This window comes from Nocardioides sp. Z21_20 (genome assembly GCF_059766585.1).
Map to the genome: position 1 here is coordinate 442,709 of NZ_JCBAJX010000001.1, position 17,005 is coordinate 459,713.

The window sequence follows — 17,005 nt, forward strand, 5'->3', positions numbered from 1 at the left end:
GGGACTCCGACGATGGTAGCGAGGTCGGCGGCGCGCGCGGGCTACCCGGCCCGCCGGACGCCTTCACCGCGGCCCCGCTCGCTCCCGGAGCCGAGCCGGTTCGGAGCCGATGGGGGGCGGGTTTGGCCATGTCGGTGAGGCTGGGATAACCTTCGGATGCTTCAAGCGCGAGTGGCGGAATAGGCAGACGCGCACGGTTCAGGTCCGTGTGTCCGAAAGGACGTGGGGGTTCAACTCCCCCCTCGCGCACCACCACCGGGGTACATCCCCGAAACCCGAGGCCGGGACACCCAGAGATGGGGGTCCCGGCCTCGTGTCGTCGCATCACACAACGCGCCACCCGCCCTCCGGGCAGCCCTCGACGTTATTGCACTGCGAGTGCAATGAGTAGGGACTTTCGTCGTAGCGAGGACGCCACCCCGGCGAGACGATGAGCAGGACGGTCCGTGGTGGACCGGTCGGCGGCGGAGGGGGTGGAGATGGCGAAGGTGGCCGATCCGCACCCGGCAGAGGGCGCGGCCCAGGCGGTGGACGGGCGCGCCGAGCGAAGCCGGCGCACGCGCGCCGCGATCGTGGCTGCGCATCTCGCGATGCTCGACGAGGGGCAGTTGCGGCCGACGGCCCAGCAGATCGCGGAGCGCTGCGGGGTGTCGGTGCGCACCCTGTGGATCCACTTCGCCGACATGGACAGCCTGTTCCAGGCCACCGCGCAGACCGTGCTCGAGGCCCAGCGGGCCGCGCACCACCCGATTCCCCCCGAGCTGGCCCTGGACCAGCGCATCGACAAGTTCTGCAAGCAGCGGGCACGCCTGCTCGAGCAGCTCTCGCCGTACGCCGGCGCCTCACAGCTGCGCGAGCCCGTCTCGCCCATGCTCCAGCGTTACCGCGCCCAGCACGTCCGGGGCGTGGCCCACGAGATCGAGACGCTCTTCGCGGGCGAGCTCGAACAGGCCGCCGCGGGCGGCCGCGATCACCAGGAGCTCGTCCACGCGCTGGCCGTCTCCACCACCTGGGGCAGCTGGAACGTGCTGCGCCAGCACCTCGGCCTGGGCGTCGTGCGCGCCCGCAAGGTCATGCACCTGAGTGTCAGCGCCCTGCTCACTGACGCTCTCCACCCCTCGGATGCCGCTTAGGGCGTCCAGTCCTCTCAGGAGCAGTCATGACACTCAACCTCGCCACCATCCTGCGCGAGTCCGCGAAGACCTATCCCGACAAGGCCGTGCTCGTCTTCGACGGCGGCCGGATCACCTACGCCGAGCTCGACGACCTCTCCGACCAGATGGCGCGCGGGCTGCGTGAGGCCGGATTCGGCCGCGGCGACAAGATCGGGATGCAGCTGCCCAACCTTCCCCAGTTCGTCATCTCCTACTTCGCGATCCTCAAGGCGGGCTGCGTCGCGGTGCCGATGAACGTGCTGCTCAAGGCGCCGGAGGTCGCCTACCAGCTCGGGAACAGCGACGCCGTCGGCTTCATCGTCTGGTCCGGGGTGGCGGCCGAGGGGGCGAAGGCCAGCGACGCCGTGGGCCTGCAGAGGATGTACGTCGTCGAGACGCCGGGCCTGCCCGCCGGCGGGGTGGGAATGCCCTACGAGGCGCTGTTCGCCGCCGACCCCTCGACGCCCGCGCCGTACGTGCAGTGCGACCCCGACGAGACCGCGGTCATCGTCTACACCTCCGGCACGACGGGCACCCCCAAGGGCGCCGAGCTCACCCACTTCCAGCTGCTGATGAACGCCGACACCCCCGGGCGCATCTTCGGCCTGCGCTCCGACGACGTCAGCCTGGTCGTGCTGCCGCTGTTCCACGTGTTCGGACTGTCCAGCCAGCTCAACGTCTCGGTGCGCTTCGGTGCGTCGATGACGCTGGTGACGCGGTTCGAGCCGGACAAGGTGGTCGAGGCGATCAAGCGGGACCAGGCCACCGTGTTCGTCGGCGTGCCGACCATGTACCTGGCGCTGCTGCACCAGCCGGGCGTGCGCGACGAGGACCTGGCCAGCCTGCGGGTGGGCATCTCCGGTGGCGCCTCGCTGCCGGCGGAGGTGCTCGACGCGTTCGAGTCGCGGTTCGGGATCTACATCCTGGAGGGCTACGGCCTCACCGAGACCGCGTCCACCACGACGTTCAACATCGGCGTCGACGACCGGCGGATCTACAGCGTCGGCAAGCCGATCTGGGGGGTCGACGTGGAGATCCGGGACGCCGAGGACCAGCCGCTGCCCCCGGGGGCGGAGAACGCCGGCGAGATCGTGGCCCGCGGCGTCAACGCCATGAAGGGCTACTACAACGACCCGGAGGCGACCGCCGAGGCGTTCACCGAGGGCTGGTTCCGCACCGGGGACATCGGCTACCTCGACAAGGACGGCTACGTGTTCATCGTCGACCGCAAGAAGGACCTGATCATCCGCGGCGGCTACAACGTCTATCCGCGGGAGATCGAGGAGGTGCTCTACACCCACCCCGGCGTCCTGGAGGCCGCCGTCATCGGCGTACCCGACGCGCGGCTCGGCGAGGAGGTCAAGGCGTTCATCACCCCGCACCCGGGCGTCCAGCTCACCGAGCAGGAGATCATCGACCACGTGCGCGAGCGGATGGCCGCCTACAAGTACCCCCGCTCGGTCGAGTTCCGCGCCGAGATGGAACACGGGCCGACCGGCAAGATCCTCAAGACCGCACTGCGCGGCTCGTCATGAGCGACACCCTGGCCACCCAGGTCCCCCGCCACCCCAGCGACGACCACACCGCCGAGCAGGCGGCCGTGCGGCGGGCCTTCGTCGAGGAGGCCACCGGCGCCCGGCTCGACCACGTCGGGAGGTTCTCCCTGGACCCGGCGACGCTGCCGGGCAACGTCGAGAACTTCACCGGCGTCGCGCAGGTGCCGATCGGGGTGGCCGGTCCGCTGCGGGTCCACGGCGAGCATGCCGAGGGCGACTTCTACGTGCCGCTGGCCACCACCGAGGGCACGCTGGTGGCCAGCTACAACCGCGGGATGCGGCTGCTGAGCGCGGCCGGGGGCGTGCGCGCGACCGTGGTCGACGACCGGATGCAGCGGGCCCCGGTGTTCGTGCTCGACGACGCGCTCCAGGCCCGCGAGCTGGGGGAGTGGATCGTCGAGCACCACCCCCAGATCGTGGCCGCCGCCGAGGCGACCACGCGCACGGGCCGGCTGCTGGACATCGAGCAGTACTCGGTCGGGCCGCTGCGCTACCTGCGCTTCAACTACTCCACCGGCGACGCCGCCGGGCAGAACCTCACCGGCAAGGCCACCCTGGCGGCCTGCGAGTGGATCCGCGACCAGCACCCCGGCCACCCGGAGTTCATCCTCTCGGGACAGATCGACACCGACAAGAAGCACTCGCAGATGAACCTGATGCGCACCCGCGGCAAGCGGGTGGTGGCCGAGGCGCGGATCCCCGGCCACCTGCTGCGCGAGCAGATGGGCGTCGACCCGCGGACCCTGTTCCGGGCCCGCCAGATCAGCCAGACCGGCGCGCTCCTGTCCGGGGCCGCGAACAACGGCGCCCACGCCGCCAACGGGCTGACCGCGCTGTTCATCGCCACCGGCCAGGACGTCGCCAACGTGGCGGAGTCCCACGCCGGCATCGTCTACACCCAGCTCCTCGACGACGACACCTACTACTGGTCGATCACGCTCCCGGCGCTGATCGTGGCGACGTACGGCGGGGGCACCGGGCTGGCCACCCAGCGCGAGGGGCTGGAGATGCTCGGCTGCTACGGCGCCGGCAAGGTGCGCAAGCTGGCCGAGATCTGCGCCGCGGTGGTGCTGGCCGGCGACGTCTCGCTGTCCTGCGCGGTGCTCGCCGGGGACTGGGTCAGCAGCCATGACCGGATGGGGCGCAACCGCTGAGCCGCCACCGCTGACCCGCCACAGGGGAGCGGGTCAGCGGCTGCCGTGGCACCGCTTCCACTTGCGGGTGCTGCCGCAGGGGCACGGGTCGTTGCGGCCGCGGCGGGCATCCGCGGCGGCCGCCTCGGCCATCAGCGCGGTGACCGGCTGCTGCTCGCCGAGGAGCCGACCCATCCGGCGCACCGGGTCGGCGACGTGGCCGAAGAAGCGGAGGTAGCCGGCGCACAGGTGGTTCTGCGGCGCCCCGGTCGGGGCCGGCACGAACCGGTCCTTGGGGCATCCGCCGTTGCAGGCGTCGAGGAACGGGCAGGTCCGGCACGCGTCGGGCAGGGTGGCGGACTTGGCGGCGCCGAAGGCGATCTGCTGCTCCGAGAACACCGACCCGGCGAGCGGAGTGCGGGCGATGTTGCCCAGCAGGTGGTCGGGCTCGACGAAGTGGTCGCAGGAGTACACGTCGCCGTTGGGCTCCAGCGCCACCTGCCGCCCGCAGTCCTCGGCGTGGATGCACATCCCCAGCTGGCCCTGGCCCACCTGCCGGGCGAGCGCGCTGTCGAAGTCCTGCACGAACACCGTCGCGATGTCGTGGCGCACCCACTCCTCGAAGACCTCGACCAGGAACTGGCCGTACGCCTCGCCGGACACCGAGCGGCTGCTGGTCAGGCTTCCGCTCTGCGTGTACAGCGGCCGGTCGCGCAACGGCAGCTCGCGTCCCAGCTCCAGCAGGGGCAGGGTGTCGGCGCCGGCCCGCTCCACGATCGGGATGAACTGCAGGTGCCGTGCGCCGCACACGTCGCGCAGGAACCGGTACACGGCCAGGCCGTGCGCGGCGTTCGCGGCGTGCACCGTGGTCAGCGCGTTCCACTCCACCCCGTGCCGGCGCAGCACCTCCAGGCCGGCCATCACCCGGTCGAAGGTCGGCTTGCCGCCCTTGTCCACCCGGTAGGCGTCGTGCAGCTCGCGCGGTCCGTCGATGGAGACGCCCACCAGGAAGTCGTGCGCGGCGAGGAAGGCCCCCCACTCGTCGTCGAGCAGGGTCGCGTTGGTCTGGATCGCGAACACCACCCGCTGCCCGGGTGCGGCGTACGTCGCGGCGAGCTCGACGCCGCGCCGGTAGAAGTCCAGCCCCGCCATCGTGGGCTCGCCGCCCTGGAACGCGATCGTCACCTCGGCCAGCTCGCGCTGCGACTCGAGCAGCTGGCGGACGTAGGTCTCCTGGACCGCGGGCGTCATCACCGGCGCGGCGCCGGGGTAGAGCTGCTCCTTGGTCAGGAAGAAGCAGTAGCTGCAGTCGAGGTTGCACAGCGCGCCGGTCGGCTTCGCCATCACATGGAAGCCGGGCGTCGCCGCGTGCGGGGCGCTCACCGCCGGGCCGCGAAGGTCTCCGGACCCGGGCAGGAGGCGCCCGAGCAGTCGCGGTAGCGGCTGTCCCACTCGCGCATCTGCGTCAGTACGCTCGCGTAGCTCTCGTCGCCGGCGACGTTGTACAGCTCCCCGGGGTCGCTGGCCCGGTCGAAGAGGACCTCCCCGGCCGCCGGGGTGGACACGTAGGTGTACTGCCCGCGGCGGATGCCGGTGTAGAGGCGATGGTCGGCGTCGCGGACCGGGTAGGCCTCGATCGGGACGATCCGGTCGTAGGTCGTGCCCGAGCGCCAGAACGACAGCATGTCGACGCCGTCGACGCTGCGCGGGGGCGTGGCACCGGCGATCGCCGCGATGGTGACCGCGAGGTCGGGGACCGTGGTCGGGGTGGCGAGCTCGCGCCCGGCCGGGATCCCCGGACCGCGCACCACCAGGGGGATGCGCAGGGACCGGTCGAAGGGGAGCAGCTTGCCGACCCGGTTGTGGTGCCCGACCAGGTAGCCGTTGTCGGAGGTGAACACGACGTAGGTGCGGGCGAGCTGGCCGGTGCGGCGCAGTCGGGCCACGGCCTTGCCGACCGCCTCGTCCACCGACTGCAGCGCCTCGAGGCGGCGCTGATAGACCGTCCGCACCCCGGCGGGGTTCCTCAGCACCGACGCGGTCCCGCTCCAGGGCGACTGGCCGGCGACCAGCATCTCCGGGTGCGTCGGCAGCGAGTGGTCGCGGAAGCTGTGCAGGTGTCGGGTGGCGGGGGTGGTGGTCCGCATCCCCTCTGATGCACCGGAGGTGTCGCCGCCGCCGTTGTGGGGGGCCACGAAGTTGATCCAGGCGAACCAGGGCTTGGCCATCTTGGCGCGCCGGGTGATCGTCTCGGTGGTGAAGGTGGCCAGGACGTCGGAGTTGTGGGTACGGCGCGTCGCCAGCCGGCCGTTGCGGTTGTAGCGGGTGTTGAACAACCGGTACGTGCTCGGGTCGAGGGCGCCGTACCAGTCGTGCCAGCCCGGCGGGACGTAGCGCGGGTTCTTCGGCCCGTAGCCGTTGAGGTACTTCCCGGCGAAGATCGAGTCGTAGCCGGCGCGGCGCAGCCAGACCGGCAGCGTGTTGGTGTCGCGCATCGCGGTGAGCCCGCCGTGGCGCCCCACGATGCCCCGCGCGCCGTGGTTGTGCGCGTACTGACCGGTGAGCATCGAGGCTCGCGAGGGCACGCAGATCGGCGTGGGTGCGATCGCCTCGGTCATCGTGGTGCCCTGGGCCATCAGCAGCCGGCGTACCCGGGGCATGTGCTCCAGGTCGGAGACGGTGGCGTCGTCGGCGGTGAGGACCAGCACGTTGGGACGCTTCGCCCGGCCGACGCGCGCGGACGGGGACCCCGACGTGGGCGCCGACAGCGACATGGACATCGACGTCGCCGCCCCGGGGGCCCGGAGGGCCGCGGAGTCGGCCGCCTGCGACTCGGGCGGCTGCAGCCCCGCGAGGGTCAGCGCGCCGATCGTGGCGAGCGTCGCGAGGGCGAGCTGTCGGGAGGGGAGGGGCGTCACGGAACTGCCTCGGGTCGTGGTCGGACGGCGTCGATGCGCGGCCCACTCAACGTGTTCGGGCTCCCGCGCGTGGGCTTTCGGGCGTACGACGGATCGCCCTGGATGTGATCTGTCTCACATGCGGGTGGGAGAGTGCCCGGACAGGGTGGGGTAGATCTGCCGTCAACTGGGCACGGTGGGGCTCATGACCACTCGCTCCTCGACTTTCCGCTACGCGGCTCTGGCCCGGCTGCTGATGCGCCACGGCCGCTCGGATCTGCTCTCGGGGTCGGGACTCGACCAGTACCGCGTCGACGACGACGTGGCGGAGGGGGACAGCGACCAGGCGGAGCGGTTCGTCGCCGACCTGGAGGCGATGGGGCCGACGTACGTGAAGCTCGGTCAGTTGCTCTCCACGCGCTTCGACCTGTTGCCGCCGGCGTACACCCAGGCGCTGACCCGGCTGCAGGACACCGTCGAGCCGTTCGCCTTCGAGCGGGTGCGCGAGATCATCGAGGCGGAGTTCGGGGTCGCGTTGCGCCATCTCTTCGCCGACTTCGAGGAGACTCCGCTGGCGGCCGCGTCGCTGGGGCAGGTGCATCGGGCCACGCTGCCCTCGGGTCGCGAGGTGGTGGTGAAGGTGCAGCGGCCGGGGGTACGCGAGCTGATCAGCGAGGACATGGGAGTGCTCACCAAGCTCGCCGCGCTGGCCGACGCCCGCACCCAGATCGGGCGGCGCTACGGGTTCTCCCAGCTGCTGCGCCAGTTCCAGCGGGCGCTGGCCGACGAGCTGGACTACCGGCGCGAGGCGCGCAACCTGATCCGGATCGGGGAGCTGACCAGCGGCTACGACCTGCTCGTCGTACCCGAGCCGGTGCTGGACCACTCGACCTCGCGGGTGCTGACGATGTCGCGCATCGACGGCTCCAAGATCACCGACGTCGGCCCGCTCGGGCTGCTCGACTACGACACCACCCAGATCGCCGACCAGCTGTTCGGCGCCTACCTGCGGATGATCCTCGACGAGGGGTTCCTGCACGCCGATCCGCACCCGGGCAACCTGATGCTCACCGACGACGGCCGGCTGGCGCTGCTCGACCTCGGCATGGTCGCCACGGTGCCGCCGCGGCTGCAGGAGCGGGTGGTGAAGATGCTGCTGGCGATCAGCGACGGCAACGGCGAGGAGGTCGCGCTGATCCTGGCCGAGCTGGGCCACCCCCTGGAGGGCTGGGACGCGGCCGCGTTCCGCGACGACGTGGCGCACCTGGTGTCCCGGGCGATGTCCGCGGGCGCCGACCTCCAGCTGGGCACCGTGGTGATGGAGCTGACCCGGCTCTCGGGCACGCACGGGCTGCGCCCGCCCGCGGAGATGTCGATGATCGGCAAGACCCTGCTCAACCTCGACCAGTCCACGATGCACCTCGACCCGTCGTTCGACCCGACCGAGGTGGTCCGCACCCACGTCAGCGGTGTGCTCACCAGCGGCCTGAAGTCCTCCGCCGGGGGGATCCTGACGGCGGCGCTGGAGGCCAAGGAGTTCACCACCCAGCTGCCGCGCCGCGCCAACCGGATCCTGGACACCCTCGCCGACGGCGAGTTCCTGGTCCGCGTCGACGCCCTCGACGAGGAGCGGCTGCTCACCGTGCTGCAGAAGATCGCCAACCGGCTGGTGCTCGGCATCGTCATCGCCGCCACCGTGCTGGGGGCGGCCCTGCTGATGCGGGTGCCCAGCGACACCCAGATCTTCGGCTACCCGGCGATCGCGATGGTCTGCTTCCTGCTGGCCGTCCTGGGCGGCGTGTCGCTCTCGGCGTGGATCGTGGTCAGCGACCGCCGCATCGCCCGTACCGCCCGCCAGGCCCGAACCGGCGCCCGCAACCCCTGACCCCGCCCCCCCGCCGCGCCCCGCCCCGCGTTACAGGGGTCCATGGGGGCCCGGCGAGCGGTCGGCGGGGGTGGGGCGGGAGTGCGATTCCGGATCCGGGGGCCGGCGACAGTAGAGTCGGGGGTGATGTCAGCTCACACGGATGATCGTCCGCGCCGCACGTTCGCCGTGATCAGCCACCCCGACGCGGGCAAGTCGACCCTCACCGAGGCCCTTGCCCTGCACGCCGAGGTCATCTCGCAGGCGGGCGCGGTGCACGGCAAGGCCGGCCGACGCGCGACCGTGTCGGACTGGATGGAGATGGAGAAGGCCCGCGGCATCTCGATCAGCTCCGCGGCGCTGCAGTTCAACTACGGCGACCACGTCGTCAACCTCGTCGACACTCCCGGTCACGCGGACTTCTCCGAGGACACCTACCGGGTGCTGTCCGCGGTCGACTGCGCGGTGATGCTGGTCGACGCCGCCAAGGGCCTGGAGCCGCAGACGCTCAAGCTCTTCCAGGTGTGCGCGCACCGCGGCATCCCGGTGATCACCATCATCAACAAGTGGGACCGCCCCGGACTGGACCCGCTCGAGCTGATGGACAGCATCGAGCAGCAGATCAAGATCCGCCCGACCCCGCTGACCTGGCCGGTGGGCATCGCCGGCGACTTCCGCGGCGTCCTGGATCGCCGTACCGGCGGGTTCATCCACTACACCCGTACGGCGGGCGGGGCGACCCGCGCGCCCGAGCAGCACCTCAGCGCCGAGGAGGCCGCGCGGACCCAGGGCGAGGCCTGGTCCGCGGCCGTCGAGGAGCACGAGCTGCTCGCCGCGGACGGCGCCGACCACGACCAGGAGCGGTTCCTGGCCGGGGAGACCACGCCGGTGCTGTTCGCCTCCGCGCTCTCCAACTTCGGTGTCGCCCAGCTGCTCGAGGTGCTCATCGAGCTGGCGCCGCCGCCCTCGCCCACTCCCGCGGTCACCGGCGAGCAGCGCGCGGTCGAGGACGACTTCAGCGCCTACGTCTTCAAGGTGCAGTCCGGGATGGACGCCTCGCACCGCGACCGGCTCGCCTACGCCCGGGTCTGCTCGGGCACCTTCGAGCGCGGCATGGTCGTCACCCACGCGCAGTCCGGGCGCCCGTTCGCCACGAAGTACGCCCAGGCGGTCTTCGGCCGCGAGCGCCAGTCGGTCGACGTGGCCCGGCCCGGTGACATCATCGGCCTGGTCAACGCCTCCACCCTGCGGGTCGGCGACACGATCTTCGAGGGCCAGCCGGTGCAGTACCCGCCGATCGCGAGCTTCGCCCCGGAGCACTTCGCCTCGGCCCGCGCCGTGGACACCGGCCGCTACAAGCAGTTCCGCCGCGGCATCGAGCAGCTCGACCAGGAGGGCGTCGTCCAGGTCCTCCGCTCGGACCTGCGCGGTGACCAGACCCCGGTCCTGGCGGCGGTCGGCCCGATGCAGTTCGAGGTCGTCGAGGCCCGGATGGAGGCCGAGTTCAAGGCGCCCATCCGCCTCGAGCGGCTCGGCTACCAGGTGGCTCGCGTCACCGACGCCGAGGGCGCGGAGATCCTCTCCTCGGTGCGCGGCATCGAGATCATGACCCGTTCGGACGGAGCCCTGCTGGTGCTCTTCCCCGACAAGTGGCGCGCCCGCACCATCGCGCGCGAGAACCCCGACGTACGGCTCGACCAGCTGCCCGCAAGCAGCACCTGACACTTCGCCGGCCACGCGGCGTACCTCTCGTGGCACCACCACAACACCCGACACTGACAAGAAGGCGGTACGCCTGTGAGCCACCCCCACCCCGAGCTGCAGAGCCCACCCCAGCTGCCGAAGAAGGGGCTGCGCATCGTCGGCCTCGGCGGCCTCGGCGAGATCGGTCGCAACATGACCGTCTTCGAGCACGACGGCAAGCTGCTCATCGTCGACTGCGGCGTGCTCTTCCCCGAGGAGGAGCACCCCGGCGTCGACGTGATCCTGCCCGACTTCACCTGGATCCGTGACCGCCTCGACGACATCGTCGGGCTGGTGCTCACCCACGGCCACGAGGACCACATCGGCGGCGTCCCCTACCTGCTGCGCGAGCGCGCCGACATCCCGGTGATCGGCTCGCGGCTGACCCTGGCGCTGATCAAGGAGAAGCTCAAGGAGCACCGGATCCGCCCGGAGCTGCGCGAGGTCAAGGAGGGCGACCGGCTCGACCTGGGCGCCTTCGACTGCGAGTTCCTCGCGGTCAACCACTCCATCCCCGATGGCCTGGCCGTCGCGATCCGGACCGCGGCCGGCACCGTGCTGCACACCGGCGACTTCAAGATGGACCAGTTCCCCCTCGACAAGCGGATCACCGACCTGCGCGGCTTCGCGCGGCTCGGCGACGAGGGAGTCGACCTGTTCATGACCGACTCGACGAACGCCGAGGTCCCCGGCTTCACGATGGCCGAGAAGGACCTCGCGCCGGCCATCGAGCACGTGTTCCGCACCGCCCCGAAGCGGATCATCGTCTCCAGCTTCGCCAGCCACGTGCACCGCATCCAGCAGGTGCTGGACGCCGCGCACGCGCACGGCCGCAAGGTCGCCTTCGTCGGCCGCTCGATGGTGCGCAACATGGGCGTCGCCCAGGACCTCGGCTACCTCAAGGTGCCGCAGGGCCTGGTCGTCCCCTTCGAGCAGCTCGAGCGGATGTCGCCGACCAAGACCGCGCTGATCTGCACCGGCTCGCAGGGTGAGCCGATGGCCGCGCTGGCCCGGATGGCCAACCGCGAGCACAAGATCCGCATCGCCGAGGGCGACACCATCCTGATGGCGAGCTCGGCGGTCCCGGGCAACGAGAACGCCATCTCCGGGCTGATCAACGGCCTCGGCCGCTGGGGCGCCAACGTCGTGCACAAGGGCAACGCCAAGGTGCACGTCTCCGGCCACGCCAGCGCCGGCGAGCTCGTCTACTGCTACAACCTGGTCCAGCCGCGCAACGTGATGCCGATCCACGGCGAGTGGCGCCACCTGACCGCCAACGCCGCGCTCGCGGTCGCCACCGGGGTCCCCAAGGACCGGGTGGTCATCGCCGAGGACGGCGTCGTGGTCGACCTGATCGACGGCAAGGCCAAGATCACCGGCAAGGTCCCGGCCGGCTACATCTACGTCGACGCGCAGACCGTCGGCGGGGTCACCGACGTGCACCTGCGCGACCGCCGGACGCTGGCCGAGGAGGGTGTCGTCACCGTGCTCGCGATCGTCGACGCCGACACCGGCAAGCTCGCCGACGAGGTCGACTTCCTGATCCGCGGCTTCATCCCGGACAAGTCCGCGTTCAAGGACGCCACCCAGGTGGTGGAGAAGACCCTGGAGCGCGCCGCTGCCGAGGGCATCGGGGACGCGCACCGTCTCGAGCAGATGATCGCCCGCGACGTCGGGCGCTGGGCGCAGAAGAAGTTCCGCCGCAGCCCGCTGATCATCCCGATCGTCATCGACGCCTGACCCTCGAGGTCACACGTCAGGTACGGCGAGCGCCGGGCGGACACCGCCCGGCGCTCGTCGGCGTCTGCGGGCGCTGCTGACGCTGTGGGGCGCTCAGCGCCAGGACCAGAGCCGGACCTGGGTGCCGGCGGCGCCGGAGCGGATCTGGACGAAGTCGCACAGCTGATTGGCCATCCACACGCCGCGGCCCTGCTGCTGGTAGGGATCGACCAAGCTGCGCCCGACCAGCGGGTCGTCGATGCGTCCGCTGTCGCGCACCTCCACGACCAGGGCGTCCGGCTCCTCCCACCACAGCAGGCGGCCCCGGCCCTCCCCGTGCAGGGTGCTGTTGGTGGCCATCTCGTGCGCGGCCAGCACCAGGTCCTCGACCCGGTCGCGATGCAGCCGCGCCCGCTCACCCGCGGCGCGGACCCGCTGCCGCAGTGCGGTGAGGTCGTCGGCGGTGATGGGCACCTCTGCGCTCTCCGCGGGAGCCGGGGGCAGCGGCTGCGCGAACATCCTGCGGGCGTGCTCCGGGCCGGCGTACGGCGCCGGGGAGCCGTCCGGCTGCGCGTCGGTGTCCGCGTGCACCCCCGGGTGACTGCGCCGGGCCTCCTCGATCACCTCCGGGGGCAGGGCGAGCACGTCGTAGGGGCACAGCAGGCGGCCGCCCTGGCTGCCTTCTTCGAAGGCGAGGTTGATCAGGCTCTCGTGCAAGGCGGTCTCGGCCAGCTCCACGTCGCGGCGCCCGGGCCAGGCGGGCTCGCCGACGCCGCGGCAGAGTCGGCCGGGGTGGTCCTCGACGAACTCGCGCCAGCGGGGGATGATCCGGGCCGGATTGGCGCCCAGGTCGGTCATGTCGGTGAACTCCACGCCGGGGGTGTCGTGGCCGAGCATCTCGCGCAGCACCTCGCAGCGGTCGGGCGGCAACGCCACGAGCACCGGCTCGCCGAGGGCGATCCCCTCGCGGATGAACGGCAGGACAGCCGCCGACTGTGCTTCGGCGCCGGCGTAGAAGACCGCCTCGTGCACGAAGCGCGGGGCCGCTGGGGGGTGTGCCGCCCGAGGGCCACCGACCATTGCATGCTCCCAACCGTGCTTTGAGTGTGCGACGTATACGGACTGTGCTGGAGTCCTGCACCACGCCGTACCCAGATCCGGCGCTCACTATCTGTCCGCCCACAGATAGTGAGCAGACCCGGCCCCGGCCGGCGGGGCCCTCGCCGCCGCGCTGGGCGGGCGTGCGAGCCTTGTTGTTGAGAACGCAACGACCGGAAGGAACGCCATGGCCTACGAGCAGCTGGGCACGCCCGAGGAGCCCACGCTCGGGCTCGACACCTTCGGCGACGTCGGGGTCGATGCCGACGGGAGCCCGCTCAGCGCAGCCCAGACGATCCGCGAGGTCGTCGCCGAGGGGGTGCTGGCCGACCAGGTCGGCGTGGACTACCTCGGCCTGGGCGAGCACCATCGCGAGGACTACGCGATCTCCGCACCCGACGTGGTGCTGGCGGCCGTCGCTGCCCAGACGTCGCGGATCCGGCTCGGCAGCGGCGTGACCGTGCTCAGCTCCGACGACCCGATCCGCGTCTACCAGCGCTTCGCCACCCTCGACGCGATCTCGCGCGGGCGCGCCGAGGTGCAGCTGGGGCGCGGCTCCTTCACCGAGTCGTTCCCGCTCTTCGGCTACTCGCTGGAGGACTACGAGGTGCTCTTCCACGAGAAGCTCGACCTGTTCGCCGCGCTGCGCGCCGAGCAGCCGGTGACCTGGCAGGGCAGCGTCCGCGCGCCGCTGGAGGGCAAGCAGGTGCATCCGCGTACGGAAGGTGGCTCGCTACCCGCCTGGATCGCCGTCGGCGGCACCCCGAAGTCGGTGGTGCGCGCCGCGGCGTACGGGATGCCGCTGGTGCTGGCCGTGATCGGCGGGTCGCCGGCGGGGTTCGTGCAGTTCGCGGACCTCTACCGCCGGGCGCTGGCCGAGTACGGCCACGAGGAGCTGCCGATCGGCATGCACAGCCCCGGCCACGTCGCAGCCACCGACGAGGAGGCCCGCGAGCAGATGTTCCCGCACCAGGCGGCGGCGTTCACCCGGATCGGCGGCGAGCGCGGCTGGGGCCCCTACACCCGCGAGCAGTTCGAGGCCGGCGCGTCGCCGCAGGGCGCGTTGTTCGTCGGCTCGCCGGAGACCGTCGCCACGAAGATCGCCTGGGCGGTGCGCACCCTGGGACTCTCGCGCTTCCAGCTCAAGTACGCCGTCGGCGCGCTGCCGCACGAGCAGCGTCTGGAGTCGATCCGGCTCTACGGCGAGGAGGTCATCCCGCGGGTCCGCGAGCTGCTCGCCGCCCGCTGACGCCCCCGCCCCCCGCCCCCCGCCCGCCGCGCCCCCGCCGGCTGTAACGCGGGGTTATGTCCACTGCCTCAGCGTTATTTCGCTGTGGTGGATGGTCTAACCCCGCGTTACAAGCGGCGCGGGGGCGCGGGGCGCGGGGGCGCGGGGGCGGTCAGCGGTGGCGGAGGAGCCAGGCGAGGCCGAGGGCGGGGAGCAGGAGCGGGACGAAGCCGTAGCCCGCGCCGAAGTGCGACCACACCGTCTGGTCGGGGAACCAGTCCGGGACGAGCAGGCTGATCGTGCCGATCACGAGGACGCCGGCGAGCTCGACGCTGCAGGCCGCCACCGCGACCGACCAGGCCCGGGTGCCCCGGTAGCGCAGCGCGATCGTGGCGACCAGGTAGACGACGGCGGCCAGCGCCGAGAGCAGGTAGGCGACCGGGGCGTCGTCGAAGCGGGTCGCGATCTGTACGGCGGAGCGGGCGCCAGCCGCGACCGCGAAGACCGCGTACACCGCCACCAGCAGCTGACCGGCCGGCGCGCTCACCCGGTCGCGCCGCCCCCGGCTCGCCGAGCCCCCCGACCCGCCGTCCGCGCCGCCCGACCCGCCCGCGCCGGTCACCATGTCTGCATCAGCCGGACGACCAGCACGATGGTCGCGACACAGGCCACCACCACGACGGCGAGATGGGCCGGCTCGGGCTCGACCGGGTCGCCGTCCTCGTCGGTCTCCGGCTCCTCGCCGGGCGCCACCGGCCGGTGCAGCAGCAGCACGGGCACGCCGATGGACGCGACGGCGTAGCCGATGTGGGTCCACCGGTCGTCGGGCTGGTGACCCTGCAGCAGCGTGATCACGTCGTACAGCACGAGCCCGGCCACGGCCACCAGGGCGCCGGTCATCGCCAGGCGCGCCACCCGCTCCAGCGCGGGGCGGTACAGGGCGACGCCGGCGAGGATCGCCACCACGGCGAGGTAGACGGCGACGGCGATGGTGGGAGCGGGGTGCACGGATGGAGAGATTACCGACCCGCGCCTGACTCAGCGGCGCCAGGCCGCCGGACCCGGCGCCGTGCTCACTGGAAGCCGCGCCGGGGCATCCTCGGGGTGGGCGGGTAGTCCTTGAGCGCCTCCGCGGCGGACTCGGCGCGGGCGCCGGCCGCGAGCAGGGTCGGGGACTCGGTGCGTCCGTCCAGGATCCGGTTGGTGCGTACCTCGACGCGCCAGCCCTGGTCGGTGCGGACCAGCTCCCAGTGGTTCGCGGTGACCCGGCGGATCTCGAAGCGACCCTCGGTGCGCACCACCATCAGCGAGTGGCACACCGCGACCGCGCGGTCGCCGGTGACGGTGACGTGCGGCGGGCTGACCACGTGGGCGCAGCCGCCGGTGATCCAGCCCTGGTGGCCGCTGGAACGCACCATCGCGGCCAGCTGCTCGTGGCCGGCGAGGTAGACCTCGTCGACGTCGTACACGCCGTCCTCGGTCCACAGGCCGGCGATCTCCTCGGCGCAGCCGGCGTCGACCAGCGGCCCGTAGGCGGAGATCAGGTGGGCGATCTCCCGCTCGTCCTCGACCTCGCGCAGCCGGCCCTCGAGGGCGGCCAGCCGCTCCTCGACGCTGGGGGCGGCGGTGTCCTGGCTCGTGTCGCTCATGCTGCACCTGCCGGGGTCAGGCCGGCGAGCTTCGCCAGCGCCTCGAGCTGCTCGAGGTAGTGGGCGTGCGACTCGGCCTGCACCGAGGTGCTGATCAGCGTCGCGCCGGCGTCGGCGACCCGCTGCAGGCGGGCCAGCGTGCCGTCCGGGTCGCCGATCGGGTCCGCGGCCCGGCCGCCGGGCAGCACCACCTCGAAGCCCTCGGGCAGGTCGGCCCCGTCGATCATCTCGCGCAGCCGCTCCAGGGAGAGGCCGAAGGGCACCCACCCGTCGCCGTGCGTGGTGGCCCGGCGCAGCGAGCGCGGCGTACGCCCGCCGACCCACATCGGCACCCGGTCCTGGACCGCGTGCGGCTCGACGACGAGGTCGCCGAAGTCGTAGTGGCTGCCGTGGTACTCGGGGCGGCCCTGCGACAGCGAGGCGCGCAGCGCGGCCATCGCGTCGTCGGCCCGGGCGCCGCGGCCCTCGAACTCGACCCCGAGCAGCTCGAACTCCTCGGCCAGCGAGCCGACGCCGAGACCGAGCACGAGCCGGCCGCCGGAGATCCGGTCCAGCGTGCCGTAGCGCTTCGCGATCTCCAACGGGTGGTGGTAGCCGAGCACCAGCACCTGGGTGGCCAGCCGGATCCGGGTGGTGCGGGCGGCGAGGTAGCCGAAGGTGGCCAGCGGGTCCCAGTACGTCGCGCCGCGCTGCTCGGCGATGTCGGTGGGTACGGCGACGTGCTCGCTGCAGGTGAGGTGGTGGAACCCCAGGCGGTCGGCGCGCTCGGCGACGACCGCGACCTCCTCGATGCCGGCGCTGCGCTCCCAGGCCGAATGGGCGCCGGGGACGGCGGTGAGGACGGGACTGACGATGCCCAGGCGCATGGCTCTCCTGTGGGTGGGGGATTGCGGGCATCCAAGCCGATCCCCGGCGAACCCCCCGACAGCCTCCCGGTCACCGGGAAAAATCAGCCGCAATGGCT

At 72.1% G+C, this 17,005-nt stretch carries 14 protein-coding genes and 1 tRNA gene; 8 read left to right on the forward strand and 7 right to left on the reverse strand.

The window, feature by feature from the left end:
- Window positions 1-165: 165 nt before the first annotated feature.
- From AC6EH9_RS02195 to AC6EH9_RS02210, 4 genes are all read left to right on the forward strand, one after another.
- Window positions 166-252, forward strand: a tRNA-Leu gene (locus AC6EH9_RS02195).
- 227 nt (window positions 253-479) lie between these two features.
- Window positions 480-1,133 (forward strand): TetR/AcrR family transcriptional regulator, encoded by a 654-nt coding sequence (locus AC6EH9_RS02200; protein ID WP_498420088.1) that lies wholly within the window; start codon window positions 480-482, stop codon window positions 1,131-1,133.
- A gap of 26 nt (window positions 1,134-1,159) precedes the next feature.
- The gene (locus AC6EH9_RS02205) at window positions 1,160-2,689 is read left to right on the forward strand and encodes a long-chain-fatty-acid--CoA ligase (protein ID WP_498420090.1); all 1,530 of its coding nucleotides are present in this window, start codon (window positions 1,160-1,162) and stop codon (window positions 2,687-2,689) included.
- Window positions 2,686-3,864 (forward strand): hydroxymethylglutaryl-CoA reductase, encoded by a 1,179-nt coding sequence (locus AC6EH9_RS02210; RefSeq protein ID WP_498420092.1) that lies wholly within the window; start codon window positions 2,686-2,688, stop codon window positions 3,862-3,864. The genes AC6EH9_RS02205 and AC6EH9_RS02210 overlap by 4 nt, the downstream gene beginning before the upstream one ends.
- Window positions 3,865-3,897: 33 nt before the next feature.
- Here AC6EH9_RS02210 and AC6EH9_RS02215 read toward each other — a convergent pair whose 3' ends face one another.
- Together AC6EH9_RS02215 and AC6EH9_RS02220 are read right to left on the reverse strand one after the other, a co-directional pair.
- Window positions 3,898-5,226 (reverse strand): anaerobic sulfatase maturase, encoded by a 1,329-nt coding sequence (locus AC6EH9_RS02215; protein ID WP_498420094.1) that lies wholly within the window; start codon window positions 5,224-5,226, stop codon window positions 3,898-3,900.
- Window positions 5,223-6,761 carry a sulfatase family protein gene (locus tag AC6EH9_RS02220; RefSeq protein WP_498420096.1) on the reverse strand — a complete coding sequence of 513 codons (1,539 nt, stop codon included), beginning with the start codon at window positions 6,759-6,761 and terminating at the stop codon, window positions 5,223-5,225. Before AC6EH9_RS02220 ends, AC6EH9_RS02215 begins: the two co-directional genes overlap by 4 nt.
- 184 nt (window positions 6,762-6,945) lie before the next feature.
- Between AC6EH9_RS02220 and AC6EH9_RS02225 the strand changes: the two genes are divergently transcribed.
- The 3 genes from AC6EH9_RS02225 (at window position 6,946) to AC6EH9_RS02235 (ending at window position 12,087) form a co-directional block, all read left to right on the forward strand.
- Window positions 6,946-8,625, forward strand: a complete 1,680-nt coding sequence (locus AC6EH9_RS02225) for an ABC1 kinase family protein (protein ID WP_498420098.1) — start codon at window positions 6,946-6,948, stop codon at window positions 8,623-8,625.
- A gap of 126 nt (window positions 8,626-8,751) precedes the next feature.
- On the forward strand, window positions 8,752-10,326 hold the full coding sequence (locus tag AC6EH9_RS02230; protein ID WP_498420100.1) for a peptide chain release factor 3: 1,575 nt from the start codon (window positions 8,752-8,754) through the stop codon (window positions 10,324-10,326).
- Window positions 10,327-10,401: 75 nt separating this feature from the next.
- Complete coding sequence (locus tag AC6EH9_RS02235) at window positions 10,402-12,087, forward strand: ribonuclease J (RefSeq protein WP_498420102.1); 1,686 nt, start codon at window positions 10,402-10,404, stop codon at window positions 12,085-12,087.
- Between the two features lie 93 nt (window positions 12,088-12,180).
- On the opposite strand, the gene AC6EH9_RS02240 is transcribed toward AC6EH9_RS02235, so the two are convergent.
- Window positions 12,181-13,146: an anti-sigma factor RsbA family regulatory protein gene (locus AC6EH9_RS02240; protein WP_498420104.1), complete on the reverse strand. Its 966-nt coding sequence runs from the start codon at window positions 13,144-13,146 to the stop codon at window positions 12,181-12,183.
- Between the two features lie 205 nt (window positions 13,147-13,351).
- Here AC6EH9_RS02240 and AC6EH9_RS02245 point away from each other — a divergent pair, with 205 nt between their 5' ends.
- On the forward strand, window positions 13,352-14,413 hold the full coding sequence (locus tag AC6EH9_RS02245; RefSeq protein ID WP_498420106.1) for an LLM class flavin-dependent oxidoreductase: 1,062 nt from the start codon (window positions 13,352-13,354) through the stop codon (window positions 14,411-14,413).
- A gap of 151 nt (window positions 14,414-14,564) precedes the next feature.
- Here the strand turns inward: AC6EH9_RS02245 and AC6EH9_RS02250 are convergent, their stop codons facing one another.
- From AC6EH9_RS02250 to AC6EH9_RS02265, 4 genes are all read right to left on the reverse strand, one after another.
- On the reverse strand, window positions 14,565-15,017 hold the full coding sequence (locus AC6EH9_RS02250; protein WP_498420108.1) for a hypothetical protein: 453 nt from the start codon (window positions 15,015-15,017) through the stop codon (window positions 14,565-14,567).
- Window positions 15,011-15,400: a hypothetical protein gene (locus AC6EH9_RS02255; RefSeq protein ID WP_498420110.1), complete on the reverse strand. Its 390-nt coding sequence runs from the start codon at window positions 15,398-15,400 to the stop codon at window positions 15,011-15,013. The genes AC6EH9_RS02250 and AC6EH9_RS02255 overlap by 7 nt, the downstream gene beginning before the upstream one ends.
- 65 nt (window positions 15,401-15,465) lie before the next feature.
- The gene (locus tag AC6EH9_RS02260; protein WP_498420112.1) at window positions 15,466-16,041 is read right to left on the reverse strand and encodes a nuclear transport factor 2 family protein; all 576 of its coding nucleotides are present in this window, start codon (window positions 16,039-16,041) and stop codon (window positions 15,466-15,468) included.
- Window positions 16,038-16,907 carry an LLM class F420-dependent oxidoreductase gene (locus AC6EH9_RS02265; protein ID WP_498420113.1) on the reverse strand — a complete coding sequence of 290 codons (870 nt, stop codon included), beginning with the start codon at window positions 16,905-16,907 and terminating at the stop codon, window positions 16,038-16,040. The genes AC6EH9_RS02260 and AC6EH9_RS02265 overlap by 4 nt, the downstream gene beginning before the upstream one ends.
- Window positions 16,908-17,005 lie beyond the last annotated feature (98 nt).